Source organism: Ruegeria sp. (assembly GCF_965221235.1).
Taxonomy (GTDB): Bacteria; Pseudomonadota; Alphaproteobacteria; order Rhodobacterales; family Rhodobacteraceae; genus Ruegeria.
Genome location: NZ_CBDCRS010000004.1, coordinates 1,768,656 through 1,792,944, shown reverse-complemented (window position 1 = coordinate 1,792,944; position 24,289 = coordinate 1,768,656). Strand labels below are relative to the sequence as shown.

Here is a 24,289-nt window from a genome sequence, read left to right as displayed (position 1 = left end):
ATTCCGGTCCCTCTTCTTACTCGGCCGGCGTGGCGTCGGCGTCAGCCTTGCCATAATGCGCGTTGAAGTCTTCTTCGATGGTCTCGGGCTGCGCCAGAGGTTTCTCGACCACACCGAGGATCGGCAGGATCACGAAGAAATAAGCGAACCAGTAGGCGGACGCGATCAGCGAGAAGGTCGCATAGGGCTCTTCCGCGGGCATCGCACCCAGCCACATCAGGGCAAAGAAGTCGATGACCAGCAGGTAGAACCACCATTTGAACATCGGACGATACTTACCCGAACGCACGGTCGAGGTGTCCAGCCAAGGCGCCAGCGCCATCGCCAGGATCGCACCGAACATCGCGATCACACCAAAGAACTTGGCGTCGATGATACCGCCAGTGATGAAGCTGGCGAACTGAACGACCCAGACCTCGCCGGTGAAGGCACGCAGGATCGCGTAGAACGGCAGGAAGTACCATTCGGGAACGATGTGTGCCGGCGTAACCAACGGGTTGGCTTCGATGTAGTTGTCCGGGTGCCCCAGATAGTTCGGCATGAAGCCGACAACCGCCCAGAACACGACCAGGATCACGGCCAGCGCGAACAGGTCCTTGATCACGAAGTAAGGCCAGAACGGCAGCGTGTCTTTCTCGGCCTCGGCTTTCGAACCACGACGTACTTCAACACCTGTGGGGTTGTTGTTGCCGGTGGTGTGGAAGGCCCAGATATGCACGATGACCAGCGCCGCGATAACGAACGGCAGCAGGTAGTGCAGCGAGAAGAAGCGGTTCAGCGTGGCGTTGTCCACGGCGGGTCCGCCCAGCAGCCAGGTCTGGATCGCCTCACCCACAAACGGGATCGCGCCAAACAGGCCGGTGATCACGGTCGCACCCCAGAAGGACATCTGACCCCAGGGCAGAACATAGCCCATGAAGGCGGTGCCCATCATCATCAGATAGATCAGCATCCCGATGATCCACGTGATCTCACGCGGGGCTTTGTACGAGCCGTAGAACAGACCACGGAAGATGTGGATGTAGACCGCAACAAAGAACAGCGACGCGCCGTTCATGTGCAGATACCGCAGCATATAGCCGCCATTCACGTTGCGCATGATGTGCTCGATGCTGGCAAACGCCAGATCGACATGCGGGGTGTAGTGCATCACCAGAACGATACCGGTGACGATTTGCAGCGCCAGGCAGAACGCCAGGACGATGCCCCAGATCCACCACCAGTTCAGGTTCTTAGGGGTGGGAATCATCAGGGTGTCATACAGCAGGCCGACGATGGGCAGGCGGCTGTTCAGCCACTTTTCGCCGTTCGTCTTCGGCTCGTAATGATCGTGGGGAATTCCGGACATGCGTTGGGTCTCCCTTAGCCGAGTCTGATGGTGGTGTTGTCAGTCCATTCCGCAGGCGGAACGGGCAGGTTTTCCGGGGCGGGACCTTTGCGGATACGGCCAGCCAGATCGTAGTGCGAGCCGTGGCAGGGGCAGAACCAACCGCCAAAGTCACCCGCATCACCCAGAGGCACACAGCCCAGGTGGGTGCAAACGCCCATCTGAACCAGCCATGCACCGGCAGCCTCGCCTTCGGGCGACGGCATCACGCGGTTGGCGTCGGTTGCAGGCGCATCCGCCGGCTGGTTGAAGTTCCGCGCCAGCGGGTCGGGCAGCGCGCCAACACCTTCGGCGTCCTGCTCTTGCGCCTTCTGGATCTCAGCACCGGTGCGGTGACGGATGAACACGGGCTTGCCCAACCATTTCACGGTCAGCTGTGTCCCCGGCTCAACGCCGCTCACATCCACGCGGATCGAGGACAGCGCCTGAACGTCTGCCGAGGGATTCATTTGGTTGATCAGGGGCCATACGGCTGCACCCGTCGCAACGACACCTGCGCCGCCAGCGACGTAGTAGAGGAAATCTCTGCGGGTGCCTTCGTTGTCTTCTGCGTGGGACACGAGGTTTTCTCCGATTCCGGCGCCCGGAGGATACCGGGCAAACATGCATCAGCACCGCATCAAAGCGGCGTCTCATCGCGGCTATCTAGCCGGGAGAAATCGGTTCGTCCAGCGGTCATAGGCGCGCACTACGCCGCATCTGGGCATTCATGTCACTACTGAGGGCAGATTTTTCAAGGTATGGCCCGGTTTAGGTGGGGAAATACGCCATTCACCCAAATTCGCAACCAACGTGATTCGCGGCGGCCAATCCAGCGGTTGAGGACAAAATCGCCAACCGGAGAGGAGCAGCAAACGAGCATAATTCTGACCCGATTTTGACACCGAATTTTCCACTTTCTCAAAATGTGTGACCGTATAAAAACTGCGTCGAAAATAGATATTTTTTATGGACTTACGAACGCCGGATTCCGATTGCACCTTTAACGGGAATCCGAGAAGCGCCGGGAAAACCCAAACCTTAGCAGGACGTTTTCCATGTCAAAGCTCATTGCCCCTACATTGACCCTTGTTCTGGCACTTGCCTCTCAGGCCACGGCTGCCGGTGACCCGGCCAAAGGCGAAAAACTCTATAACCGATGCTCTTCCTGCCACGCGATCATCAAAGACGGAGAAGTTTTGGTCAAAGGTGGCATCACCGGTCCGAATCTTTACGGAGTCGTCGGTCGGGTGGCCGGGTCTGAGAATGACTATCGCTATGGCAGCGAGCGTTTGCCCGTCGGGATGTTCACCGACGACATGATCCGCGCAGGTGAGGAAGGGCTGATCTGGACCGAGGAAAACATCGCTGCCTATTCTCAGAATCCGATCGTCTACATTCAAGAGTTTCTGGACGACAAAACAGCCCGCCCGAACATGAGCGTCAAGCTGAAGAAAGGTGCCGAGGACATCGCCGCCTATCTTGCAACATTTACCGCGCAGTAGTGAAACAACGCCCTGCACCAATCACAGCGCAGGGCTGTTTTCTTAGCTCGGCGGGCGGGTTTCGACCATGCTCGGCCGCGCGCTGAATTCGGCATACCACGCCGCCAGCGCATCGTTCCCCTTGCGCCAACCCCGCGCATCATGGCGCAGGTCCAGATAGCCCAGCGCACATCCCACGGCGATCTGCCCCATATCCAAAGGACCAGACAGATGCGCCATCCACCGCTGATTTAGTACGGCGCAGGCCCGGTCGATCTTGACCCATTGCGCCTCGACCCAGTCATCCCATTGCTTGTCTTCGGGGCGCAGTCGGGCCTCATAAGTCATCAGCAAGGCGGCATCCAGAATGCCGTCAGCCAGCGCCTCGAGCGTCAGCACATCCCAGCGCGCGGACCCTTCGGGATACATCCCAGCCTTCGCACGTGCATCCAGAAAAGCGCAAATCACCCGGCTGTCGAATAGCGTCGGGCCGTCCGACCGCTCCAACGCCGGAACCTTGGTCAATGGCGCCTTGCTCAGCAACGGCGCGGCAGGCGACACCGGGGTGCTGGCAACCGTTTCCAACTCAACATCCTGCAACTGCTCGGTTTCGTGCAGCAGGACCATGACTTTACGCACGTATGGCGACGTCGGACTGTGATAGAGCTTCATTCGCAATCTCCCTGTTTGCGCCGACCTTACAGCACGAAGTTTGAAACAAAACCCGTCAATTCCCGGTGTCCCCGACCGCACGCATCAACACCTGCAAGTCCGCAAGTTCCACCCCAATGCCATACTCGGCAATCTGATCCGCCGCCCGTAGCCGGACGTCATCCGGCTTGTTCTGGTTCAGCTTCCACGTGCCCTGAATATCGTCCACGCGCATCCGACACGGTACGATCATCCGCATCATCCGGGCCAGAGCGTCCTCGCCCATCTTGCTGGTGACCCAGGGCGGTTTGGGCAGCAACCGGGCCTCATAGAACTCTGATTGCCGATCCAAAAGGCCCAGCAACTCTTTCTGCGGACGCAGCTCAAGCACTCCGGTCAGATGCACGGCCACATAGTTCCACGTTGGCACTTGATCGGCGACTCCGTACCAATCGGGCGAGACATAGCTATCCGGTCCCGATACCGCGATCCGGGCGACACAAGGCTGCTTCAAAACCCGAACAATCGGGTTCGACCGCACCAGATGCAGTTCAGCAACCGCCCCATCCTCAGACAGCAGGAACGGCACGTGACTGATCAACGGCGCAGCATCCGTCGACAGGGCCAGAACCCCAAATCCCCGGTCGTGCGCAAAGGCGATGTTGCGGGCGCGGTCCTCGGCACGAAAGGCGGGGTTCGGGTGCATTGCGGTCCTCCTGCCAAATCTCTTGCAGAGAAGGCCCGTTCTATGCAAGGACCGTGTCGTTCTCAGGGCGGGGCGAAATTCCCCACCGGCGGTATGCGGGCAATGACCCGTAAGCCCGCGAGCGGCCTCAGATGATCTGGGGTGTCAGCAGATTTGGTGAGAGGCCAGAGCCGACGGTTACAGTCCGGATGAAAGAGAACGTGCAACGTGCCGGTGATACGGCACGCTTGCCCGTGATCGCCTTGGGTGACGTGTCAGTAACTCAGGAGGTCCAAATGACACACACCCGCTATGCTTTCATCAAAGCCAACTGGCATTCCGATATCGTCGACCGCGCACTGGACGGGTTCCTTGAACTCATCCCCGCGGAACAGGTTGATGTCTTCGACGTCCCCGGCGCATTTGAAATGCCGCTTGTGGCGCGTGATCTGGCCCAAACCGGCCAATACGCCGCCGTCACCTGTGCCGCCTTAGTGGTGGATGGTGGAATTTACCGGCACGATTTCGTCGCTCAAGCCGTGGTCGACGGCCTGATGCGTGCCGGGCTGGATACCGGCGTTCCGGTCCTGTCGGTCTCGCTGACCCCGCACCAGTATCAGGAAACCGACCATCACAACGCCATCTACCGCGAGCATTTCGTGCAAAAGGGCCGCGAGGCTGCCAACGCCGCGCTCAGCATCACCCAGACCCGCACGAAAATCGCAAGCGCAGCCTGATCGCTTCTTCTTGTTCCAAATACGGCAGGGGTGAATTGAGCCGCAGGCTCGAGAGGGGACAGCGTCCCCTCCCCCACAATCCGCTTGAGGCCAAGCCCCGCGCCCGCTAATCACGACCCGCAAAGGAGCACGCCTTATGTCGATGAACAGCTTTGGACACCTCTTCCGCGTCACCACCTGGGGTGAAAGCCACGGGCCCGCATTGGGTGCGACGGTGGACGGCTGCCCTCCGGGCGTTGCAATCGACGAGGGTATGATCCAGCACTGGCTGGACAAGCGCAAACCGGGTCAGAACAAGTTCACCACTCAGCGGCGCGAGCCTGATCAGGTGAAAATTCTGTCCGGCGTGTTCGAAGGTCAAACCACCGGTACCCCGGTCCAACTGATGATCGAAAACACCGACCAGCGCTCGAAAGACTACGGCGATATCATGGACAAGTTCCGTCCGGGACATGCCGATATCACCTATTGGCAGAAATACGGCATCCGCGACTATCGCGGCGGCGGGCGTAGCTCGGCCCGCGAAACTGCGTCGCGCGTTGCTGCTGGCGGGCTGGCGCGCGAAGCGATCAAGCAAATCGCGCCGAATGTTCAGATCATCGGCTATATGACCCAGATCGGCCCGCACAGGATCGACCGCGCCAATTTCGACTGGTCGCAGATCGAACAGAACCCGTTCTGGACGCCAGACGCCCAAGCCGCCGAGGATTGGGCTGCCTATCTGGATGACCTGCGCAAGTCGGGCAACTCGGTCGGTGCGGTGGTCGAAGTGGTCGCCCGCGGCGTCCCAGCCGGGATCGGAGCGCCGGTTTATGCCAAGTTAGACACTGATCTGGCCGCCGCGATGATGTCGATCAACGCCGTCAAGGGCGTCGAGATCGGCGAAGGCATGGCCGCCGCCGAACTGACAGGCGAAGCCAACGCCGATGAGATCTTCATGGGTCAGAACGGCCCGCAATACAGCTCGAACCACGCGGGCGGCATTCTGGGCGGCATCTCGACCGGGCAGGACATCGTCGTGCGCTTTGCGGTCAAACCGACCTCATCCATTCTGACCACCCGTAAAACGATCACCAAATCCGGTGAAGAGACCGAGATCATCACCAAGGGCCGCCATGACCCCTGCGTCGGCATTCGCGCCGTGCCGGTGGGTGAGGCCATGATGGCCTGCGTGATACTGGACCACCTGCTACTGCATCGTGGCCAGATCGGAGAGAACCGTGGACGGATCGGCTGATCTGCGCGCGCGCCTGCGCGCCGTCGTTGCGCAGCGGATGGAGACCGATCCAGCGCATGATCTCGCCCATCTGGACCGCGTTTGGGTGAACGCTCAGGCCATTGCCGATGATCAGACCGACATGCCCGTGCTGCTGGCTGCCAGCTATCTGCATGATCTGGTGAACCTGTCTAAGGACGATCCTGAACGGCATCTGGCCTCACGTCGTTCTGCGCGGGAATCAGAGCCTATTCTTGCCAAACTCGGCTATTTTCCGGACCAGATCCGAGCCATCCAACATGCGATTGAGGCCCATAGTTTCTCGGCCAACATCACTCCGGAATCGCCCGAAGCCTGCATCCTGCGCGATGCAGACCGTCTGGATGCACTGGGTGCCATTGGCATTGCGCGGAACTTCTCGGTATCCGGCGCTTTGGGGCGGTCTCTCTATGACCCGGCAGACCCGTTTGCAGCGCACCGGCCCTTGGACGACCTGACCTATTCGCTCGATCATTGGAAAGTGAAGCTACTTTCGCTGCCCGCTGACATGATGACCGAAGGTGGCAAGGCCGTCGCGCAGATACGCGTACAGCGAATGATCCGATTTCTCGAAGAATTCTCGGAAGAGATCGGCAACGCCCTGCCCGCCGATTGGATTTCTGACGAGCCGTTGATCTTTCCCAAGTAAAAGCGCAGGGTCGCGCGCATGGCGAAATCGTTAACATCGCATCGACCCTTGCTGGCCGTCGCTCTGAAGGTGAGCGCGGTGTTTCTGTTCACCGCCATGGCCGCCGTTGTCAAAGCGCTGTCGGACGAGTTTCCAACGGGTGAGTTGGTGTTCTTCCGGTCGTTCTTTGCCATTCCGGTGATCATCATCTGGCTGATGTCGCGTGGAGAATTGGCGCAGGGCTTTGTTGTGCGCAAACCCATGGGTCATTTCTGGCGCGGCGTGCTGGGCACGACGGCGATGGGGCTGACATTCACGGGTCTTGGGCTGATCCCCCTGCCCGAGGCCACCGCGATTGGCTACGCCACCCCAATCTTCACCCTGATTCTGGCGGCGATCATGCTGGGCGAACGCATCCGCACAATTCGAATCGCCGCCGTTGCCATTGGCCTTTTGGGTGTTTTGATCATGATCTGGCCGCGGCTGGGCGGCAACAATCTAGAGGCCACTGCCACGATCGGTGCGTTGTGCATCCTGGGTGCAACCATTGCCCGCGCCTTTGTGCAGATCCACATCCGGCAACTGGTACAGGTCGATCATCCAGCGGCAATCGTGTTCTATTTCTCGATGACAGCTTCATTACTTTCTGGCCTGACCATCTTTGGGGGCTGGGTCGTTCCCACGTGGGATCAAGCAGCGCTGCTGATTATGGCCGGCTTGATTGGCGGTGTGGCGCAAATTCTGGTGACCTCGTCCTATCGCTTTGGGCAGGCTTCAATGCTGGCGCCCTATGACTATACCTCAATGCTGTTTGCCATCGTCATCGGCTACGTCTGGTTCAGCGAATTGCCGACGCTGGTGATGCTGGCCGGTGCAGCGCTGGTCATTGCCGGCAATATCGTGGTGATCTGGCGCGAACACCAACTGGGGCTGGAGCGCGGCAAGGCCCGCGCGGTCACCGATCCCAAAGGCTGACCTTTACCTTTGCAGAACTTCCCCTAGGGTGTGCCCGACAGACAGATTGAGGGTTTCCCATGAGCGATGCGCAGGATCACAAGGAAAAGATGCAAAAGGTGCAGGCCAAGCACCGCAAAAAGGTCTCTGAGGCGGTCGATCCCGGCCGTGGTCTGGTGCTGATCAATACCGGCAAGGGCAAAGGTAAATCCTCAGCGGCGTTTGGGGTTGTGATCCGAGCGCTGGGTTGGGGTCAGAAGGTCGCGGTAGTGCAATTCATCAAAGGCAAGTGGAAAACGGGCGAACGGCGTTTCTTCGAGGAGCGCGATCTGGTGACCTGGCACACGATGGGAGAAGGGTTCACCTGGGACACCCAGGACCGTGAGCGTGACATCGCAGCAGCCACGGCAGCATTCGACAAGGCCTGCGCCCTGATGGCCAGTGGTGAATATGATCTGGTGGTGCTGGACGAGATCAACATCGCTTTGCGCTACGAGTACCTCTCGGTCGAGCGCGTGATCGAAGGGCTGACGGCGCGATCAGACAAGACCAGCGTGTTCCTGACCGGGCGCGACGCTCCGCAGGCGCTGCGCGACTATGCTGATCTGGTCACGGAAATGACCGAGGAAAAGCACCCGTTTCAGGCCGGGATCAAAGCTCAGCGCGGCGTGGACTTCTGAGAATCAGACTCTAAATAGGGGCAATACGAGGGTCCGGTTTCTCAAAACTTCACCCTCCTGTTGCACTGCAACAAGCCGCCTGCCCACAAGCAAGCGGCTTTTTTCTTGGCGATGTCCCGTTCAGGCGGTCACGCCCTCTTCCGGCGCGCTGAGCGAGATAACGGCAACCACCGCCGCGCCGTTCAGCCAATAGTAGATGGCATCGAGGCCCGAAAACCCAAACAGGCTAGGCGCGGCCAGAAACACGACGCCGACCAGCAGATCGACGGCCAGATGGAATTTATACGGCAACACCCGCCAAATGCCGAGGTGATGATCGGTCAGAACAGTCAGCACAAAAGCCGCAGCCCCGGTGGCGACGGACAGCCACAACGCCATCGGGTTGGATTGCCCCAACCCAAGGACAAAGGGCAGAACCATCAGCGCAAGGGCGACGGGATAGTCGAGATAGGCGTGAACTGACCGGGTAACAAAACGCAGAGACATTGAGTTTTCCTTTGGCTCAGTTCGCAAATTGTGTGCATGACGTCCCAATCGCGGTCGCGAGACAGGATCTGGCCGATGATTTCAGCAGGTCACACCGTTCGAACCATCGCAGGTAGTTTTCGAGGTATTTGCTCGAAACGCCGCGATAGCGGCGCAGGAAGTCCTTCAACCCACTGTGCCGATTGTTGGCTGTTTGTATGTGAGCCACCCCACGCACCCGTTCACCGGCGGACTGGTTCAATGCTTCGTGTCTGACCCCAAGTGACTTGGCGCAGGGCGGGTAAACGTTGTTTCCATCAGTGACCAGAAGGATGTCATCATCAATCCGGGGTTCCAGAACGCTGTGTATGCTGTCAGCTGTGACAGATGGAAGGACGGAACACGCCGTTGTGCCGCCTCGGTCCACGGCAACCAATATCGGAACCTGTTCGTCTGACAGACCGCGCTTGCTGGCCTTGCCGCCCCTGCGGCGCGCCTTGCGATCAAGTTTGCGATCGCCCTTGCGGCTCTTGAGAACATAGGTCTCGTCGGCTTCGACAATGCCCTTGAGTTTTGGAGGGTCCTGGTCCTTCGTGCCTAAAAATCGGTGCCGCCAACGAAACGCCGTAGAGACGGCAAAATTACAGCGCTTTGCAGACGCGCGAACGGTCAGCCCATCCGCAAGGCAGCCCCCAAAGGCGAGCCATCTGTCCTTCTTGTGCAGGCCCTGTAAAGCCGTGCCCGTTGCCGCGTTGAAAGTCTTGTTGCAGGCCTTGCATTGATACCGCTGTAGCCCTCGGGCTTTGCCCCGCGAAACCGCGCCAGGCGTGCCACAATGCGGGCACTCACGGTCCTCGGCGACGCGCGCTTCGATCGCTGCCAGCGAAGCGGATGGCTCAGTTTCCCCCAGCAACACAGCCTGTGCTTGCTGCCTCTGCGCCAGACTGAGACCGTCTATGCGGGATAACCACTCCTGAAACTGCTTGTGATCCACTGTCAATACCTCCTCGATTTTCCCAAGATCATATCAGAAACGTGAAGCTTGCATACGATTTACGAACTGAGCCTTTCCTTTCCTAGCTTGGCATGAAGCCAAGGTAGGGGCGCGTCATCGGTCGCTTAATCCCGGTTCGTTCGCCAGATCATGCAGATCGTTCAAAACCCGGTCGGATCAGTGCATAGACCGATATGCTGCCGGAGACAGGCCGACCTGCTTTTTGAACACACGGGAAAATGCAGCCTCAGAGGCATAGCCAACCTCAGCCGCTGCATCGGCCACGTTCCAGCGGTTCTCGGTCAGCCCGTGGCAGGCAATCTGCATCCGCCAGTCGGTCAGGTATTGCATCGGTGTCGTCGCCATTTTCTCGGCAAAAAGCTGCGCGAAGGCGGTGCGGGACATCCCGGCCTCTCGCGCCAGCGATTCGACGCTCCAGTCCTGCGCCGGGGCCTGATGAAAAGCGGTCAGCGCGCGCGAGATGCGGAGATCTGCAAACCCGGCAAGGGCCGAGTCGGTGGGGCTTTGCAGTTCAAGATAGGCGCGGATGGCTTGTGCAAACAGCACCTCGGACAGTTTCAGCGCAATCAGGTCACCACCAATGCGCGCGCTGCCGATTTCAGAGCCGATCATGCGCAGCGTGGCCTCGATCCAGGCTCCGGCTTCTTCACCGTAATTCTCGATCAGGATATAGGGTGGCAATCGGTCGATCAGCATATGCCCAGTCCCTTGCCGTCCCGGAGGGCCGGTGAACGAGAAATGACCGCAAATCAGCTGCGTATCGCGGCTTTTGTCCTCTCCGCCATAGATCAGAACACCATCACCCTGATACCCGGCCTCTTCCAGCACCTTCTCAAGTGGAATGGCGTCCATCGGATTAACCTCATTGCACAGCAGGGCATGGGCCGCCCCGTGCGGGATCAGGATCAGATCACCCTGCTTCAGACGCACCATTTCCCCTGTGTTAGAGACATAAACCTTCACTTCCCCCCGCTGAACAAAGTGAAACCGGGCCACGTTCTGATAGGCAGGGACCTGAACGCCAAAGGGGGGCGAAAAGGAGGTTCGGAAATAGAATGTCCCCCGCAGAGACAGGCGTGTGAGGATATCGCTGAGCAGGTCCAACATGGGTTAAACCTATACCCGGCTGCGCATTCGTCCACCCGTCGGGACGATCTGCACAAAAGCTTGAACTTTGGGCAAAGAAAAACCCCCGCCGAAAGCGAGGGTTCCTAAATCATCGGCCGCGTGGGTTAAGCGCGCACCAGCGCCTCATACTCTGCGGCGATCTCACGGGTCAGATCGCCCACTTCGAACGTATAATCGCCAATCTGTCCGACCGGAGTGACCTCGGCCGCTGTACCCGTCAGCCAGCATTGTTCAAAATCGGCCATCTCTTCGGGTTTGATGCGGCGTTCGTGGACGGTGATGCCTTTGTCTTTCAGCATCTGAATCACAGTCTGGCGCGTGATCCCGTTCAGGAAGCAATCCGCCAGCGGGGTATGCACCTCACCATCCTTGACGAAGAAGACATTTGCGCCGGTGGCTTCGGCGACATAGCCACGCCAGTCCATGAACAGCGCATCCGAGCAGCCCTTGGCCTCGGCCTTATGCTTCGAGATCGTGCAGATCATGTAGAGACCTGCCGCCTTGGCGTGAACCGGGATGGTTTCCGGGCTGGGGCGTTTCCATTCAGCGATGTCCAGCTTGGCGCCCTGCATTTTGGCGTCGCCGTAATATGCGCCCCAAGGCCAGACCGCGACCGCCATGCGCACAGGGTTTTTGGCCGAGGCCACACCCATATCGTCGCCCGAACCGCGCCAGACCAGAGCTCGCACATAGGCATCCTGCAAACCGCTGGCTTTCAGCGCTTCTTCCTTGGCAGCTTCGATCTGATCTACGTCATAAGGCATCGGCATGTCCAACGCCTCAGCCGAGGCGATCAGACGCTCGGAATGTTCCCGGCTTTTGAAGATCTTGCCGTTATAGGCGCGCTCACCCTCGAACACGGATGACGCGTAGTGCATAGCGTGGGTCAGAATATGTACATTGGCCTCGCGCCATGGCACCAATTTGCCATCCAACCAGATCACGCCGTCACGATCATCATACCCCGCCATGCGAAACCTCCAGCCTTGGGTTGAATTTTGCGATTGTTGCGCCATTTAAGTCCGATGCGGACATAAAGTTGCGCAGAAACTGCGATTCGATACCTGTCCACCCTTGGAATGTCAATAACGCTGACATAAAGTCGGTTCTGAGTAACGAATGAGGCAAACCATGTCGGATACGCGTCCCGCCCAAGTCTTTGGCGGCGAAAGCCTTTTGTTTCTGACCGACGAACAGCTGCGACAAGGGATTGAGGCGATGTTTTTCGCCTATCGCGGCTTTACGGCTGATCCCGATCGTATTCTGGCGCAGATGGCTTATGGCCGGGCGCATCACCGGGCTGTCCATTTCATAAACCGTGCGCCGGGAACCACGGTGAACAACCTGCTGGCTATTCTGGGCGTGACGAAACAGTCTTTGAACCGGGTGCTGCGGACGCTGATCGAGGATGGTCTGGTCGAAAGCCGTGTTGGCACGGTGGATAAACGCGAACGACATCTGTTTCTGACCGAAAAAGGTAAAACGCTTGAAGCAAAACTGTCTGAAGCCCAGCGCGTGCGGATGCGCGCCGCGTATAAGGACGCCGGCCCCGAGGCCGTGTCAGGATTTCGTAAAGTGCTTGAAGCGATGATGGATGCTGATATGCGTCATGCCTACACCAAACTGCGGGATACCACCTCATGAGCGATATGGACGCCCATCTGCTGATCGTCGACGACGATGAGCGTATTCGTGATCTGCTCAAGAAGTTTCTGATGCGGAACGGGTTTCTGGTGACGGCCGCCCGCGATGCCGCCCATGCACGGCGAGTGTTGTCAGGGCTGGATTTCGACATGATCGTGCTGGATGTGATGATGCCCGGTGAGGATGGCGTGAGCCTGACCAAGACTCTGCGCGAGACCCATACCACACCGATCCTGCTGTTGACTGCACGCGGCGAGACCGAACACCGGATTGCCGGGCTTGAGGCAGGCGCTGACGATTACCTTGCCAAACCGTTCGAGCCGAAAGAGCTGTTGCTGCGGATCAACGCAATCCTGCGGCGGATGCCGGAAACGCCTGCTCAGGATACTGCGACCAAAATCCTGACCCTGGGGCCGATCCGCTATGATGTGGAACGTGGTGAGATGTGGCAGGGCGAAGACCCGGTGCGTCTGACCGCGACAGAGAGCCAGTTGATGAAGATCTTCTCGGCCCAGCCCGGAGAGCCGATCAGCCGAGCCAAGCTGGTCGAGGATCTGGGCCGCGACAAAGGGCAGGCGCAAGAACGTGCGGTGGATGTGCAGATAACGCGCCTGCGCCGCAAGATTGAGCAGGACCCGAAGCAACCTCGGTATCTTCAGACTGTTCGGGGTGCCGGGTATATGTTGGCGCCGGATTGATATGGCCGCTGCGCGGCGGATTTTTGCTTTCGGCAAAGGTATTTTTATCCAAATGATCAGGGGATCCCAATGAAGACTGCCCTTTTTACTCATGCGGATTGTTTGGGACATGTGACACCGGACGGGCATCCAGAGCGGGTGGCGCGGCTGGAGCATATTCTTCATGCGCTGGAACCGCTGGATCTGGATCGCAGAACGGCACCTATGGCAGCGGATGACGATTTGCTACGCATTCACCCCGAAGACTACATCCGGGATATTCGCGCCACGCGACCTGCGGAGGGTTTTGCGCAGATTGACGGGGATACGTTCATGTCTCCGGGGTCTGTGGATGCCGCCTATCGGGCGGCAGGGGCTGTGGTGCGGGCGGTGGATATGGTTCTGGGGGGCGAAGCGCCGAACGCGTTTTGCGCCATTCGTCCGCCGGGTCATCATGCGGAAACGGATAAAGCCATGGGGTTTTGCCTGTTCGGCAATGCAGCGTTGGCGGCAAAACATGCGCTGGATCATCACGGGTTAAACCGGGTTGCGGTGGTGGATTTCGACGTCCATCACGGCAACGGCACGCAGGATTTGCTGTGGGACGAGAGACGCGCGCTGGTGATCACAAGCCAGCAGATGCCGCTCTGGCCCGGATCGGGTCGGCCCGATGAAACCGGGGCATATGAGACGGTTCTGAACATTCCTCTGGCACCGGGATCAGGCGGGGCTGAGATGCGGGCGGCGTATGAAACGCAGGCCTTCCCACGTCTGCGCGCTTTCAAGCCTGAACTGATCATCATTTCAGCCGGGTTCGATGCCCATCAGGATGATCCGCTAGCCAATCTCAACTGGTCGACGGGTGATTTCGCCTGGGTCACGGCCGAGCTTTGCAAGATCGCCGATGAGCTGTGCGGAGGACGTATCGTCTCGACTCTGGAAGGCGGGTATGATCTGAACGCACTGGCCGAGGCCACACGCGCCCATGTGGAAGAATTGATGAAGGCAGCCCGATGACCGATACCCCCGTTGATCAGATGACATTCGAACAGGCGATGAAAGAGCTGGAGGCCGTGGTCGGCCAGCTGGAACGCGGCGATGTGGCGCTGGATCAGTCCATCGCTCTGTATGAACGCGGGGCGGCGTTGAAAAAGCGGTGCGAGGATGAGCTGAAGCGAGCCGAGGAAAAGGTCGCTGCGATCACTCTGGACGCCAATGGTCAGCCGACCGGGACGACGCCTGTCGAAGGTCAGTAAATGTTTCGCGAAAAACTGGCGCAGGATGCAGCGCGAATTCAGAGCCATTTCGATCTGGTTCTGGGGGCGCTGGACGATCTGGATGTGACCCGGGCGATGGCCTATGCCACCGAGGGCGGCAAGCGGCTGCGCGGATTTCTGGTATTGGAGAGCGCGCGTCTGCATTGCGTCCACGAGGATCGTGCGATCTGGCCTGCCGCCGGGATCGAAGCGCTGCACGCTTATTCTTTGGTGCATGACGATCTGCCCTGCATGGATGACGACGACCTGCGCCGCGGGCGTCCAACCGTGCATGTGAAATGGGACGAAGGCACCGCCGTTCTGGCCGGAGATGCGCTGCAAACTCTGGCATTTGAGCTTTGCACCCGGCCCGAGGTCGGAAATGCGGAAGTCCGCGCCGAGCTGACCCTGACACTGGCCAAGGCCAGCGGCGCGCAGGGCATGGCGCTGGGTCAGGCGCTGGATATTGCGGCCGAAACGGCGGCGACTCCGTTGACGCTGGACGAAATCACGCGCCTTCAGGCGGGCAAAACCGGGGCGCTGATCGAATGGTCGGCCTGTGCCGGTGCGCAGTTGGCACAAGCGAATACCGAACCATTGCGCCAATATGCCCGGGCACTGGGACTTGCTTTTCAGATCGCAGACGACATCCTTGATATCGAAGGAGATGCTGAAAAGGCCGGAAAACGCCTGCAAAAAGATGCGGATGCGGGTAAGGCCACTTTTGTGTCGCTGCTGGGTCTGGATGCGGCGAAGGCTCGGGCGGCAGAACTGGTCGATCAAGCCTGCGCCGCGCTGGATGGGTATGGCGCATCGGCTGAAACCTTGAAGGACGCCGCCCGCTTCGTTATTGCCCGGGACAGCTAAGCAGGAACGCCATATGTCTGACCGCCCGAATACGCCTCTGCTGGACCTTGTGAACCGCCCTGCGGACCTCAAGCAGTTTTCGGACGCGCAACTGCATCAGGTGGCGCAGGAATTGCGGGCCGAGACGATTTCGGCTGTATCCGTCACCGGCGGGCATCTGGGGGCGGGCCTGGGTGTGGTCGAGCTAACCACCGCGCTGCACGCGGTGTTCGACACGCCCCGCGACAAGATCATCTGGGATGTTGGGCATCAGTGTTACCCGCATAAAATCCTGACTGAGCGACGTGATCGTATTCGCACCCTGCGCATGAAAGATGGCCTCAGCGGGTTCACCAAGCGCAGCGAAAGCCCCTACGACCCATTCGGCGCGGCGCATAGTTCGACCTCGATCAGCGCAGCACTCGGGTTTGCCGTTGCCCGCGATCTGGGCGGTGTCACACCCGAAGGGTTGGGCGACGCGATAGCGGTGATCGGCGACGGCTCGATGTCGGCGGGTATGGCCTTTGAGGCAATGAACAATGCAGGCCACCTGAAGAAACGCCTGATCGTCATCCTGAATGACAATGAGATGAGCATTGCACCGCCGGTTGGCGCATTGTCCTCTTATCTGTCGCGCATCTACGCCGAAGAACCGTTCCACGATCTGAAGGCCGCCGCCAAGGGCGCGGTGTCGCTGCTGCCGGAACCGTTCCGCGAAGGCGCGAAACGCGCCAAAGAAATGCTGAAAGGCATGGCCGTTGGCGGCACCCTGTTCGAGGAGCTGGGCTTTTCCTACGTCGGGCCGATCGACGGCCACGACATGGATCAACTGCTGCCGGTTCTGCGCACTGTTAAGGCGCGCGCAACAGGTCCGATCCTGATCCATGTGCTGACCAAAAAAGGCAAAGGCTATGCCCCTGCCGAACAGGCCCGCGACAAGGGCCACGCCACCGCCAAATTCGATGTTGTGACGGGCGAGCAGAAAAAGGCCCCGTCCAACGCACCGTCCTACACCTCAGTCTTTGGCAATGCGCTGGTGGATGAGGCCGGGCGGGATGACAAGATTGTCGCTGTCACCGCCGCGATGCCAGATGGCACCGGGTTGAACCTGTTTGCGGAACGCTACCCGTCGCGCTGTTTCGACGTGGCGATTGCTGAACAACATGGCGTGACCTTCTCGGCGGCGCTTGCCGCTGGCGGGATGAAGCCATTCTGCGCCATGTACTCGACCTTTCTGCAACGTGGATACGATCAGGTTGTGCACGACGTGGCCATTCAGCGCCTGCCCGTGCGCTTTGCCATCGACCGCGCAGGTCTGGTGGGCGCGGATGGCGCGACCCATGCAGGTTCGTTCGATATTGCCTATCTGGCCAACCTGCCGGGCATGGTGGTCATGGCCGCGGCGGACGAGGCCGAGCTGATGCATATGGTCGCCACCGCAGCTGCTCATGACGATGGCCCTATCGCTTTCCGATATCCACGGGGCGAAGGCGTCGGCGTCGACCTGCCCGAGCGCGGCGAGGTTTTGGAGATCGGCAAAGGCCGCATCATCCAGAACGGCGCGCGCGTGGCGCTCCTGTCTTTTGGCACCCGACTGGCCGAGGTGCAAAAAGCGGCCGAGGCACTGACTGCGCGCGGCATCACCCCGACCATTGCTGATGCCCGTTTCGCCAAACCGCTGGATCGTGATCTGATCCTTGATCTGGCTGCAAACCACGAGGCCCTGATCACCATCGAAGAAGGCGCCATTGGGGGCTTTGGCAGCCACGTCGCACAGCTTTTGGCGGATGAGGGTGTGTTTGATCAGGGTCTCAAGTACCGCTCGATGGTTCTGCCGGATATCTTTATTGATCAGGCTAACCCGGCAGATATGTACGCCGTTGCGGGCATGAATGCCGAGAATATCGAAGCCAAAGTACTGTCGGTTCTGGGCGTGACGACCATAGGCGAAAAACGCGCCTGAGCGCATGTGAGGCGATCGGTTTCAGAAACTGTGAACGAAGCGCCCACAGAGGCTCTTCGCCTCAAGACAGCGCCATCTTTACGAACTCACATGACCGAAATGATCGCGTTTGCAGCTCCAACAAACCCGACCACAGCCACCACGCTCGCCAGCAGCACGCAACATATTTCCAATGCACTCAACTTCATTTTGACCCCCATCAAAACGACCCGCTCGACGTAGAATAATTTTGTCGTCTCGCAAAGAGACCTCTTTCGGACGCGGCGTAAACCCGCTGCGACACTGGCGCGAATTTGCTTACATCCCGCGTTGCAGCTCAGAAATGCGCTATGACGAAGGTATTCGGCGCTTGACCTGTAGCAACGCTGCACCACCACATGCGCAACCGTTCGGACAGTTTTTGAAACAGATGAATTGGGCGCGCTCGGCAGAGCGCGCCCTAGTCTCAGGGAGGATGATGAAAAAACTGCGCTCGAAACCAAACATGAACGCAAAATCAACTATGACCTCAGTATGACCGGCCTCGCTTGATTCGTCTGTGACGCGGGACACATTTCGGAACGCTTTTCATGCAGCATTTTCAGGTCAGTTCGGCTAACCCCAAGCATCACCACTATTTTTGATGGTGGTACTGTGCCCGTGTCGCCGCGCGTAAGTGGTTGCTTTTTGGGGTAAATATTTTCAGTTTTCGTGACAAAGTGCCTGGGTCGAGCCGACTGTTAACAAAAGGTTAACGAAGTGTTCTCAGTGTATTCAAAGGTATTCCTGCATTCTTGTCATGAATTGCTATGCGACGGCGCGACAAATGCTCAATTCGTGAGAATGGACATCCGTATGGTGAACTTTGCATTTACGTTCTTGGTCATGTTTCAATGGCTCACCTTCGGGATTCTGGTAAGTTTCTTTTTACTATGACCAAAAATAACGTGTTTGAACCTTCCACGCCCGGCAGTGCTGCGGCACATGCGTTTCTGCTTCAGAAAACCTCGGCGGATTGTGACGTCGCCATGTGGGCCGCCTGCGCGTTAATGGCACTGCATAGTGACGAACCCGAAACGTATCAGGAATTTGCCAAAATTTGGTCTGATAAGGTGAAAGCAACCAATTCTAAAATCAGTTTCGAGGATGAGGCACGATCTAATTGAGGGCACTGCCCAGCGCACTAAGCCGCGCCCCACCAAAATGCCAAACAGACACACCTACTGGACAGCGGGCGCGTGACATACCGCAATGCTCAAAAGTTGCAATTTTTGGATAAATCTGCCAAGAGCGCTGGTGCCTCAAGAGGGACTCGAACCCCCGACCTTGTCCTTACGAAGGACCTGCTCTACCAGCTGAGCTATTGAGGCAAGCGAGGGATCGTTTAAACGGTCACACAAAGGCACGCAAGTCGTCTTCTGCCTGAACCGTACACGCGGCGAGTTTTGCGCTGTTTTCCGGTACTCTTTGTGAATTTTTTGTAACGGCACCAATCCCCGGTTGCTGCTCAAGTCTTATTTCTATATTTCATGAAATATGATAGAAGAAATAGCAAACCAGCTTGCCATCCTTGGCCACCCGCAGCGTATCTCGGTGTTTCGCATGTTAATGCGACGTTTTCCTGACACCGTGCCAGCGGGAGAGCTGTCGACGGAATTGGGGATCAAGCCCAGCACCCTGTCGAACTACCTGAACGCACTGCAACGGGCCGGTCTGGTGACGCAGGAGCGGTCGGGAACCTCTCTGCTTTATTCAGTTGATATGAAGAACGTGCAGCACATGCTTGGCTTTTTGCTGAACGATTGCTGCCGGGGTCGCCCTGATATCTGCTCGCCCCTTCAGCAGAGAAACGGCACAATGACGGATCGCAAATTCAACGTATTGTTCATCTGCGTCGGCAACTCGGCGCGGTCTATTTTTGCCGAGTCGCTGCTGCGCGACATCGCCGGGGACCGGTTCAATGTCTATTCCGCCGGGACGCAGGCCTCGTCCGAACTGAACCCGTTCGCGCTGCAAGTGTTGCGGGACAAGGGGCATGACACCGACCTGTTGCGGTCCAAAACCCTGTCTGAATTCTCGGACCCTGACGCGCCTGAAATGGATTTCGTGTTCACCGTCTGCAACAAGGCGGCGAACGAAGAATGCCCGGCTTGGGAGGGCCAGCCGATCAGCGGTCATTGGGGCATGGTCGATCCGGTTAAGGCCGAAGGCACCGATGCGGAAAAAAGCCTCGCCTTCCAAAATGCCTATGGCGCGCTCAAGCGCCGGATACAGGCCTTTACGTCTTTGCCGGTCGAAAGCCTTGACCGGATCGCATTGCAAACTGCTGTCGATGACATCGGCAGAACGTCTTTCGAGGACCACACATGACCACTTACGCACTGAACGGCCTGGGCCGCATGGGCAAGCTGGCGCTGAAACCGTTGCTGGAGAAGGGTGCGGATATCGCCTGGATCAATGACGGGGTCGGCGATCCCGAGATGCACGCACATCTGCTGGAATTCGACACGGTCCATGGCCGTTGGGATGCGGAGTTCTCCCATGATGCGGACAGCGTTACCATAAACGGCACCCGCCTGCCTTTTATCGGCACCAAAGACCTGAGCGCCCTGCCGCTGGAAGGCGTCGATGTGGTGATCGACTGCACTGGTGTATTCAAAACCGAGGCCAAGCTGGCCCCCTATTTCGAGGCGGGCGTTAAAAAGGTTGTGGTTTCGGCCCCGGTCAAGGATGGCCCGACCGCGAATATCGTGGTGGGCGTCAATGACGAGACTTATGATCCGGCGGCGCATCAGATTGTGACAGCTGCGTCTTGTACCACCAACTGTCTGGCCCCCGTGGTCAAGGTGATCCACGAAAATCTCGGCATCCGCCACGGGTCGATGACCACGATCCATGACGTGACCAATACGCAGACCATTGTGGACCGCCCCGCCAAGGACCTGCGCCGCGCGCGATCGGCGCTGAATTCGCTGATCCCGACCACAACCGGCTCGGCCACTGCGATTACGTTGATCTACCCGGAACTCATAGGGCGTCTGAACGGCCACGCAGTACGCGTGCCGCTGTTGAATGCTTCGCTGACCGATTGCGTGTTCGAGGTGGAACGCGAAACCACCGCCGAAGAGGTCAACGGTTTCTTCAGGGCCGCCGCCGAAGGCGAACTTAAGGGCATTTTGGGCTATGAAACCCGCCCGCTGGTCTCGACCGACTATACCAACGACGAGCGGTCTTCGATCGTCGATGCGCCGTCAACCATGGTAGTGAACGGCACGCAGGTGAAGATCTATGCGTGGTATGACAACGAAATGGGCTACGCCCACCGTCTGGTCGACGTGGCGCTGATGGTCGGGGCCTCGCTGTGACCCAAAGGCCCGAAGGACTGTCGGCCTATATCGCGGTTACGGCGGCCTATTGGGCCTTTATGCTAACCGACGGGGCCCTGCGGATGTTGGTGCTGTTGCACTTTCATACGCTGGGCTTCTCGCCGGTGCAGCTGGCGTATCTGTTTGTTCTATACGAAATCGCCGGGATGGTCACGAACCTTGCCGCGGGCTGGATCGCAGCGCGGTTCGGGCTGACCTCAACGCTTTATGCCGGTCTCAGCTTGCAGGTTGCGGCGCTGCTGACGATGACTTTCTTGGACCCTCACTGGACCGTAGCCACATCGGTCGCTTTTGTGATGATCGTGCAGGGGGCCAGCGGGGTGGCCAAAGATCTGGCCAAAATGTCGTCGAAATCCGCAGTCAAACTGCTGGCCCCGGCCGAAGGCGGAGGGCTGTTTTGCTGGGTCGCGATCCTGACCGGGTCCAAAAACGCAGTAAAAGGCTTGGGCTTTCTGCTGGGCGCGGCCATGTTGGCAACGCTGGGCTTCATGACCGCCATTTTCATCATGGCCGCTGTTCTTGCGGTGATCCTGTTTGCGGTTATCCGCTTTATGCCTCCGGGCCTGCCCAAAGGGCGTAAAGGCGCGAAATTCTCTGAGGTCTTTTCCAAGTCTGCCAATGTGAACTGGCTGTCGGCGGCGCGCGTCTTTCTGTTCGGCGCGCGGGACGTTTGGTTTGTGGTCGGCATCCCGATCTACTTCTACGCGGTTCTGTCGGACGGCTCCGAGGAAGGCAACCGCGCCGCGTTTTTCATGATCGGCACCTTTATGGCCGTCTGGGTGATCCTCTACGGAGCCGTCCAGGCCAGCGCCCCGAAAATCCTTCGCGCCGCCGACCGAACCGAAGGCGACCTGATCCGTGCGGCCCGTAGCTGGGCGGCAGGCCTGTTCTGCATCCCTACGGCTCTAACCTTTGCTGTTTTACTTTCGTCCGGCCCCGAGACTTGGCTGACGATCACACTGGTTCTGGGCCTTCTGGCCTTCGGAGCGATTTTCGCCGTCAACTCGGCACTGCATTCCTACCTGATCCTCGCCTTCACCAAATCCGAGCGCGTCACCATGGACGTGGGGTTTTATTACATGGCAAACGCGACGGGTCGGTTGGTGGGTACAGTCCTGTCTGGCGCCACTTACCAGCTTGGCGGCCTGCCCCTTGTTCTGGGTACTGCGGCTGCGATGGTCGCGCTGGCGGCACTGACCGCGGGCAAATTGTCCGATCGGACCGAGGCCTATTCCTGATTGCTCGAAACCTGCTAGCCGTTCCCACTTTTCCGACACTGTGGAATGGAAAACCTGGCGACCCCGGCAGGATTGTTTACCGCTTGATGTAGGTATGTTTTTATTTATTTACAGTATCTTATGTCAACAGCAAAACAGCTTGTGTCACTCTTTGTGTCACCATTCTGACTATTCAGAAGACGTTGGTTTCTATTTCAAAAATCTTCAGTGCAAACGGAGACTATTTTAATGTCCGATCATGTTAAAAGACGATTATAAATTCAAAAACCTGAATTCCTCGGTATTGATAGTCCACAAGGCTACTGAGCCTCCCCAACTGAACTGGTCCACCGTTATGTTTAGGAAACGGAGGACCACGAATGGCAAACAATCGACCGAAGCCTGAAGAGATTGTCTCGAATTTTACCGATCATTCTTTGGCCAATTCCAGTCACGTCCTCAGCTTGGAAAAATTCTCCTACCAGCGAAGATTTTGATATTTGTAGACAACGGAATCGCTTTGATTCATATTGACCTCAGAAAACAGGGCGACCCTCCCACCAAGAAGAACCGCCCTGAAACCTAATTATTTCTTAGGTTTTTTGATGGTCACAACGACATGAGTTGACTTCAGTCGCTGAGCCTTTTGTCTGACGTCAGCGCCAATGGGACAGTTTAGGTTGATTTGATAAGAGAGGGTTTCTGGCTCATCGTAACCGCCAAGGAGTGGAGATGAGAAAGAAACCCGGAACTAAGCAGAGCCACGGTGAGAAGGTCGTAAAGGACATTCGCCGTGCGACCCGCAAACAGTATTCCGCAGAAGAAAAGATTAGGATCGTTCTGGACGGCCTCAAGGGCGAGGACAGCATTGCGGAGCTCTGCCGCCGTGAAGGCATTGCACAGAGCCTCTACTACAGCTGGTCCAAAGAGTTCCTGGAAGCCGGCAAGAAACGTCTGGCCGGCGACACGGCACGTGCCGCGACATCGACCGAGGTCAAAGACCTGCGCCGTGAAGCCCGCGATCTGAAAGAAGTTGTGGCAGAACAGGCCCTGGAACTGCGGCTTCTCAAAAAAAGCATGATCGCGGATGGGGACGACGAGGAATGAGATATCCTGCATCCGAAAAACTGGAAATCATCCGCTTGGTTGAGCAATCGCATCTGCCGACCAAACGCACTTTGGAAAAGCTGGGCATTCCGAAGACCACCTTCTATCGCTGGTACGACCGATATCTTGTCGGTGGCCCCGAGGCGCTTGAAGATCGTAGACCCACGCCGTCACGGGTCTGGAACCGCATTCCCACACCAGTGCGCGAGAAGATCAAGGATCTGGCCCTGAAGGAAAGCGAGCTGTCTCCGCGTGAGTTGGCTGTCCGCTTCACCGACACGGAAAAGTATTTTGTGTCAGAGGCTTCCGTCTATCGCATCCTCAAATCGTACGACCTGATCACCAGCCCGGCTTATGTGGTTTTGTCCGCAGCGGATGAGTTTCAAGACAAAACGACACGACCGAACCAGCTTTGGCAGACCGACTTTACCTATCTGAAAGTGATCGGCTGGGGGTGGTTCTATCTCAGTACGATCCTGGATGACTTCAGCCGTTACGTCATCGCCTGGAAGCTTTGCACGACGATGAAGACCGAGGATGTGACCGACACTCTGGACCTCGCCTTGCAAAGCTCAGGCTGTGATCAGGCAACCGTGTTGCATAAGCCGCGTCTGCTCAGCGACAACGGGTCCAGCTACATTTCCGGAGAGTTGGTTGATTGGCTGGAAGATCAGCAAATGGATCACGTGCGTGGGGCGCCATATCATCCGCAAACCCAAGGCAAGATCGAGCGCTGGCATCAGACCCTCAAGAACCGCATCTTGTTGGAAAACTACTATCTGCCTGGCGATCTCACGCAGCAGATTGACGCCTTCGTCGAGCATTACAATCATCGTCGCTACCACGAAAGCCTGCAAAACCTCACGCCCGCTGACGTCTACTTCGGACGAGACCAGACCATTCTGAGACAACGAGAAAGGATCAAACGAAAGACAATCGAAACGCGTCGCTTGCTTCACCGCAAATCCGCCGCATAATCACGCGAACCGGATGAGTCAGATTCTCTCTTAGCTCAGACTGCCAACTGGCCCAAAACTCCTGACGACGGACAGTGTGGCCCTTTTGACTGATTGCTCCAGATCAAGGCCCGACATCAGTATCTTTACCGGGCGTCGGTCACCGGTTTTGAGAAAACTCTAACCTGTGCGAAGATGAAACATATTCAG

Annotated in this window: 26 protein-coding genes, 1 tRNA gene and 1 riboswitch; of the genes, 18 read left to right on the top strand and 9 right to left on the bottom strand. The window is 58.1% G+C overall.

What is annotated here, in order from left to right; genetic code table 11:
* Positions 1-16: 16 nt before the first annotated feature.
* Positions 17-1,348, bottom strand: coding sequence for a cytochrome b (gene petB, locus ACOQOY_RS12010; protein WP_420585650.1), 1,332 nt, complete (start codon positions 1,346-1,348; stop codon positions 17-19).
* Between the two features lie 14 nt (positions 1,349-1,362).
* The gene (petA, locus tag ACOQOY_RS12005; RefSeq protein WP_420585649.1) at positions 1,363-1,947 is read right to left on the bottom strand and encodes a ubiquinol-cytochrome c reductase iron-sulfur subunit; all 585 of its coding nucleotides are present in this window, start codon (positions 1,945-1,947) and stop codon (positions 1,363-1,365) included.
* A gap of 477 nt (positions 1,948-2,424) precedes the next feature.
* Between petA and ACOQOY_RS12000 the strand changes: the two genes are divergently transcribed.
* Positions 2,425-2,871, top strand: a complete 447-nt coding sequence (locus ACOQOY_RS12000) for a c-type cytochrome (RefSeq protein WP_420585648.1) — start codon at positions 2,425-2,427, stop codon at positions 2,869-2,871.
* Positions 2,872-2,913: 42 nt separating this feature from the next.
* Here the strand turns inward: ACOQOY_RS12000 and ACOQOY_RS11995 are convergent, their stop codons facing one another.
* Together ACOQOY_RS11995 and ACOQOY_RS11990 are read right to left on the bottom strand one after the other, a co-directional pair.
* Positions 2,914-3,522: a glutathione S-transferase gene (locus ACOQOY_RS11995; protein ID WP_420585647.1), complete on the bottom strand. Its 609-nt coding sequence runs from the start codon at positions 3,520-3,522 to the stop codon at positions 2,914-2,916.
* Between the two features lie 55 nt (positions 3,523-3,577).
* Positions 3,578-4,207 carry an FMN-binding negative transcriptional regulator gene (locus tag ACOQOY_RS11990; RefSeq protein WP_420585646.1) on the bottom strand — a complete coding sequence of 210 codons (630 nt, stop codon included), beginning with the start codon at positions 4,205-4,207 and terminating at the stop codon, positions 3,578-3,580.
* Between the two features lie 54 nt (positions 4,208-4,261).
* A riboswitch (FMN riboswitch) is annotated at positions 4,262-4,411 on the top strand.
* A gap of 71 nt (positions 4,412-4,482) precedes the next feature.
* Between ACOQOY_RS11990 and ACOQOY_RS11985 the strand changes: the two genes are divergently transcribed.
* The 5 genes from ACOQOY_RS11985 (at position 4,483) to cobO (ending at position 8,440) form a co-directional block, all read left to right on the top strand.
* The gene (locus ACOQOY_RS11985) at positions 4,483-4,923 is read left to right on the top strand and encodes a 6,7-dimethyl-8-ribityllumazine synthase (protein WP_420585645.1); all 441 of its coding nucleotides are present in this window, start codon (positions 4,483-4,485) and stop codon (positions 4,921-4,923) included.
* 136 nt (positions 4,924-5,059) lie between these two features.
* Complete coding sequence (aroC, locus tag ACOQOY_RS11980) at positions 5,060-6,160, top strand: chorismate synthase (protein ID WP_420585644.1); 1,101 nt, start codon at positions 5,060-5,062, stop codon at positions 6,158-6,160.
* Positions 6,144-6,827 carry an HD domain-containing protein gene (locus ACOQOY_RS11975; RefSeq protein WP_420585643.1) on the top strand — a complete coding sequence of 228 codons (684 nt, stop codon included), beginning with the start codon at positions 6,144-6,146 and terminating at the stop codon, positions 6,825-6,827. The genes aroC and ACOQOY_RS11975 overlap by 17 nt, the downstream gene beginning before the upstream one ends.
* 18 nt (positions 6,828-6,845) lie before the next feature.
* The gene (locus tag ACOQOY_RS11970; protein WP_420585642.1) at positions 6,846-7,781 is read left to right on the top strand and encodes a DMT family transporter; all 936 of its coding nucleotides are present in this window, start codon (positions 6,846-6,848) and stop codon (positions 7,779-7,781) included.
* Between the two features lie 59 nt (positions 7,782-7,840).
* Positions 7,841-8,440: a cob(I)yrinic acid a,c-diamide adenosyltransferase gene (gene cobO / locus ACOQOY_RS11965; RefSeq protein WP_420585641.1), complete on the top strand. Its 600-nt coding sequence runs from the start codon at positions 7,841-7,843 to the stop codon at positions 8,438-8,440.
* 120 nt (positions 8,441-8,560) lie between these two features.
* Here the strand turns inward: cobO and ACOQOY_RS11960 are convergent, their stop codons facing one another.
* The 4 genes from ACOQOY_RS11960 to ACOQOY_RS11945 all read right to left on the bottom strand — a co-directional run bounded on the left by ACOQOY_RS11960 (position 8,561) and on the right by ACOQOY_RS11945 (position 12,019).
* Positions 8,561-8,926 (bottom strand): SPW repeat domain-containing protein, encoded by a 366-nt coding sequence (locus tag ACOQOY_RS11960; RefSeq protein ID WP_420585640.1) that lies wholly within the window; start codon positions 8,924-8,926, stop codon positions 8,561-8,563.
* 16 nt (positions 8,927-8,942) lie between these two features.
* Positions 8,943-9,899 carry an IS1595 family transposase gene (locus tag ACOQOY_RS11955; protein ID WP_420584042.1) on the bottom strand — a complete coding sequence of 319 codons (957 nt, stop codon included), beginning with the start codon at positions 9,897-9,899 and terminating at the stop codon, positions 8,943-8,945.
* 177 nt (positions 9,900-10,076) lie between these two features.
* Positions 10,077-11,027 (bottom strand): cupin domain-containing protein, encoded by a 951-nt coding sequence (locus ACOQOY_RS11950; RefSeq protein ID WP_420585639.1) that lies wholly within the window; start codon positions 11,025-11,027, stop codon positions 10,077-10,079.
* A 125-nt stretch (positions 11,028-11,152) separates the two neighbouring features.
* Positions 11,153-12,019, bottom strand: a complete 867-nt coding sequence (locus ACOQOY_RS11945) for a branched-chain amino acid aminotransferase (RefSeq protein ID WP_420585638.1) — start codon at positions 12,017-12,019, stop codon at positions 11,153-11,155.
* 160 nt (positions 12,020-12,179) lie between these two features.
* Between ACOQOY_RS11945 and ACOQOY_RS11940 the strand changes: the two genes are divergently transcribed.
* The 8 genes from ACOQOY_RS11940 (at position 12,180) to ACOQOY_RS11905 (ending at position 18,579) form a co-directional block, all read left to right on the top strand.
* Positions 12,180-12,692, top strand: coding sequence for a MarR family winged helix-turn-helix transcriptional regulator (locus ACOQOY_RS11940; protein WP_420585637.1), 513 nt, complete (start codon positions 12,180-12,182; stop codon positions 12,690-12,692).
* On the top strand, positions 12,689-13,390 hold the full coding sequence (locus ACOQOY_RS11935; protein ID WP_420585636.1) for a response regulator: 702 nt from the start codon (positions 12,689-12,691) through the stop codon (positions 13,388-13,390). Before ACOQOY_RS11940 ends, ACOQOY_RS11935 begins: the two co-directional genes overlap by 4 nt.
* A gap of 69 nt (positions 13,391-13,459) precedes the next feature.
* Positions 13,460-14,386, top strand: coding sequence for a histone deacetylase family protein (locus tag ACOQOY_RS11930; protein WP_420585635.1), 927 nt, complete (start codon positions 13,460-13,462; stop codon positions 14,384-14,386).
* Positions 14,383-14,625, top strand: a complete 243-nt coding sequence (locus ACOQOY_RS11925; protein ID WP_058272726.1) for an exodeoxyribonuclease VII small subunit — start codon at positions 14,383-14,385, stop codon at positions 14,623-14,625. The genes ACOQOY_RS11930 and ACOQOY_RS11925 overlap by 4 nt, the downstream gene beginning before the upstream one ends.
* On the top strand, positions 14,626-15,492 hold the full coding sequence (locus tag ACOQOY_RS11920) for a polyprenyl synthetase family protein (protein WP_420585634.1): 867 nt from the start codon (positions 14,626-14,628) through the stop codon (positions 15,490-15,492). It abuts the gene before it with no gap.
* A 13-nt stretch (positions 15,493-15,505) separates the two neighbouring features.
* A complete protein-coding gene (gene dxs / locus ACOQOY_RS11915) occupies positions 15,506-17,434 on the top strand; it encodes a 1-deoxy-D-xylulose-5-phosphate synthase (protein ID WP_420585633.1) in 1,929 nt (642 codons plus the stop codon).
* A gap of 90 nt (positions 17,435-17,524) precedes the next feature.
* Complete coding sequence (locus tag ACOQOY_RS11910) at positions 17,525-17,656, top strand: hypothetical protein (RefSeq protein WP_420585632.1); 132 nt, start codon at positions 17,525-17,527, stop codon at positions 17,654-17,656.
* A gap of 566 nt (positions 17,657-18,222) precedes the next feature.
* On the top strand, positions 18,223-18,579 hold the full coding sequence (locus ACOQOY_RS11905) for a hypothetical protein (RefSeq protein WP_420585631.1): 357 nt from the start codon (positions 18,223-18,225) through the stop codon (positions 18,577-18,579).
* Between the two features lie 128 nt (positions 18,580-18,707).
* On the opposite strand, the gene ACOQOY_RS11900 is transcribed toward ACOQOY_RS11905, so the two are convergent.
* Positions 18,708-18,783, bottom strand: a tRNA-Thr gene (locus ACOQOY_RS11900).
* Positions 18,784-18,949: 166 nt separating this feature from the next.
* Between ACOQOY_RS11900 and ACOQOY_RS11895 the strand changes: the two genes are divergently transcribed.
* The 4 genes from ACOQOY_RS11895 (at position 18,950) to ACOQOY_RS11880 (ending at position 24,100) form a co-directional block, all read left to right on the top strand.
* A complete protein-coding gene (locus tag ACOQOY_RS11895) occupies positions 18,950-19,783 on the top strand; it encodes a helix-turn-helix domain-containing protein (protein WP_420585630.1) in 834 nt (277 codons plus the stop codon).
* The gene (locus ACOQOY_RS11890) at positions 19,780-20,778 is read left to right on the top strand and encodes an ArsJ-associated glyceraldehyde-3-phosphate dehydrogenase (RefSeq protein ID WP_420585629.1); all 999 of its coding nucleotides are present in this window, start codon (positions 19,780-19,782) and stop codon (positions 20,776-20,778) included. The genes ACOQOY_RS11895 and ACOQOY_RS11890 overlap by 4 nt, the downstream gene beginning before the upstream one ends.
* Complete coding sequence (arsJ, locus tag ACOQOY_RS11885) at positions 20,775-22,037, top strand: organoarsenical effux MFS transporter ArsJ (protein WP_420585628.1); 1,263 nt, start codon at positions 20,775-20,777, stop codon at positions 22,035-22,037. The genes ACOQOY_RS11890 and arsJ overlap by 4 nt, the downstream gene beginning before the upstream one ends.
* 711 nt (positions 22,038-22,748) lie before the next feature.
* Positions 22,749-24,100 (top strand): IS3 family transposase gene (locus tag ACOQOY_RS11880; protein WP_420583782.1). Its coding sequence is split into 2 segments (ribosomal slippage): positions 22,749-23,085 and positions 23,085-24,100, totalling 1,353 coding nucleotides; the frame shifts between segments, so codons are not numbered across the junction.
* Positions 24,101-24,289: the final 189 nt, after the last annotated feature.

What these genes read in the sequence shown, in the direction of transcription:
- petB (WP_420585650.1), bottom strand. Translation starts at nt 1,348, where the DNA reads ATGTCCGGAATTCCCCACGATCATTACGAGCCGAAGACGAACGGCGAA.
- ACOQOY_RS12000 (WP_420585648.1), top strand. Translation starts at nt 2,425, where the DNA reads ATGTCAAAGCTCATTGCCCCTACATTGACCCTTGTTCTGGCACTTGCC.
- ACOQOY_RS11995 (WP_420585647.1), bottom strand. Translation starts at nt 3,522, where the DNA reads ATGAAGCTCTATCACAGTCCGACGTCGCCATACGTGCGTAAAGTCATG.
- ACOQOY_RS11990 (WP_420585646.1), bottom strand. Translation starts at nt 4,207, where the DNA reads ATGCACCCGAACCCCGCCTTTCGTGCCGAGGACCGCGCCCGCAACATC.
- ACOQOY_RS11985 (WP_420585645.1), top strand. Translation starts at nt 4,483, where the DNA reads ATGACACACACCCGCTATGCTTTCATCAAAGCCAACTGGCATTCCGAT.
- aroC (WP_420585644.1), top strand. Translation starts at nt 5,060, where the DNA reads ATGTCGATGAACAGCTTTGGACACCTCTTCCGCGTCACCACCTGGGGT.
- ACOQOY_RS11970 (WP_420585642.1), top strand. Translation starts at nt 6,846, where the DNA reads ATGGCGAAATCGTTAACATCGCATCGACCCTTGCTGGCCGTCGCTCTG.
- cobO (WP_420585641.1), top strand. Translation starts at nt 7,841, where the DNA reads ATGAGCGATGCGCAGGATCACAAGGAAAAGATGCAAAAGGTGCAGGCC.
- ACOQOY_RS11960 (WP_420585640.1), bottom strand. Translation starts at nt 8,926, where the DNA reads ATGTCTCTGCGTTTTGTTACCCGGTCAGTTCACGCCTATCTCGACTAT.
- ACOQOY_RS11950 (WP_420585639.1), bottom strand. Translation starts at nt 11,027, where the DNA reads ATGTTGGACCTGCTCAGCGATATCCTCACACGCCTGTCTCTGCGGGGG.
- ACOQOY_RS11945 (WP_420585638.1), bottom strand. Translation starts at nt 12,019, where the DNA reads ATGGCGGGGTATGATGATCGTGACGGCGTGATCTGGTTGGATGGCAAA.
- ACOQOY_RS11940 (WP_420585637.1), top strand. Translation starts at nt 12,180, where the DNA reads ATGTCGGATACGCGTCCCGCCCAAGTCTTTGGCGGCGAAAGCCTTTTG.
- ACOQOY_RS11935 (WP_420585636.1), top strand. Translation starts at nt 12,689, where the DNA reads ATGAGCGATATGGACGCCCATCTGCTGATCGTCGACGACGATGAGCGT.
- ACOQOY_RS11930 (WP_420585635.1), top strand. Translation starts at nt 13,460, where the DNA reads ATGAAGACTGCCCTTTTTACTCATGCGGATTGTTTGGGACATGTGACA.
- ACOQOY_RS11925 (WP_058272726.1), top strand. Translation starts at nt 14,383, where the DNA reads ATGACCGATACCCCCGTTGATCAGATGACATTCGAACAGGCGATGAAA.
- ACOQOY_RS11920 (WP_420585634.1), top strand. Translation starts at nt 14,626, where the DNA reads ATGTTTCGCGAAAAACTGGCGCAGGATGCAGCGCGAATTCAGAGCCAT.
- dxs (WP_420585633.1), top strand. Translation starts at nt 15,506, where the DNA reads ATGTCTGACCGCCCGAATACGCCTCTGCTGGACCTTGTGAACCGCCCT.
- ACOQOY_RS11910 (WP_420585632.1), top strand. Translation starts at nt 17,525, where the DNA reads ATGACCGAAATGATCGCGTTTGCAGCTCCAACAAACCCGACCACAGCC.
- ACOQOY_RS11905 (WP_420585631.1), top strand. Translation starts at nt 18,223, where the DNA reads ATGCGACGGCGCGACAAATGCTCAATTCGTGAGAATGGACATCCGTAT.
- ACOQOY_RS11895 (WP_420585630.1), top strand. Translation starts at nt 18,950, where the DNA reads ATGATAGAAGAAATAGCAAACCAGCTTGCCATCCTTGGCCACCCGCAG.
- ACOQOY_RS11890 (WP_420585629.1), top strand. Translation starts at nt 19,780, where the DNA reads ATGACCACTTACGCACTGAACGGCCTGGGCCGCATGGGCAAGCTGGCG.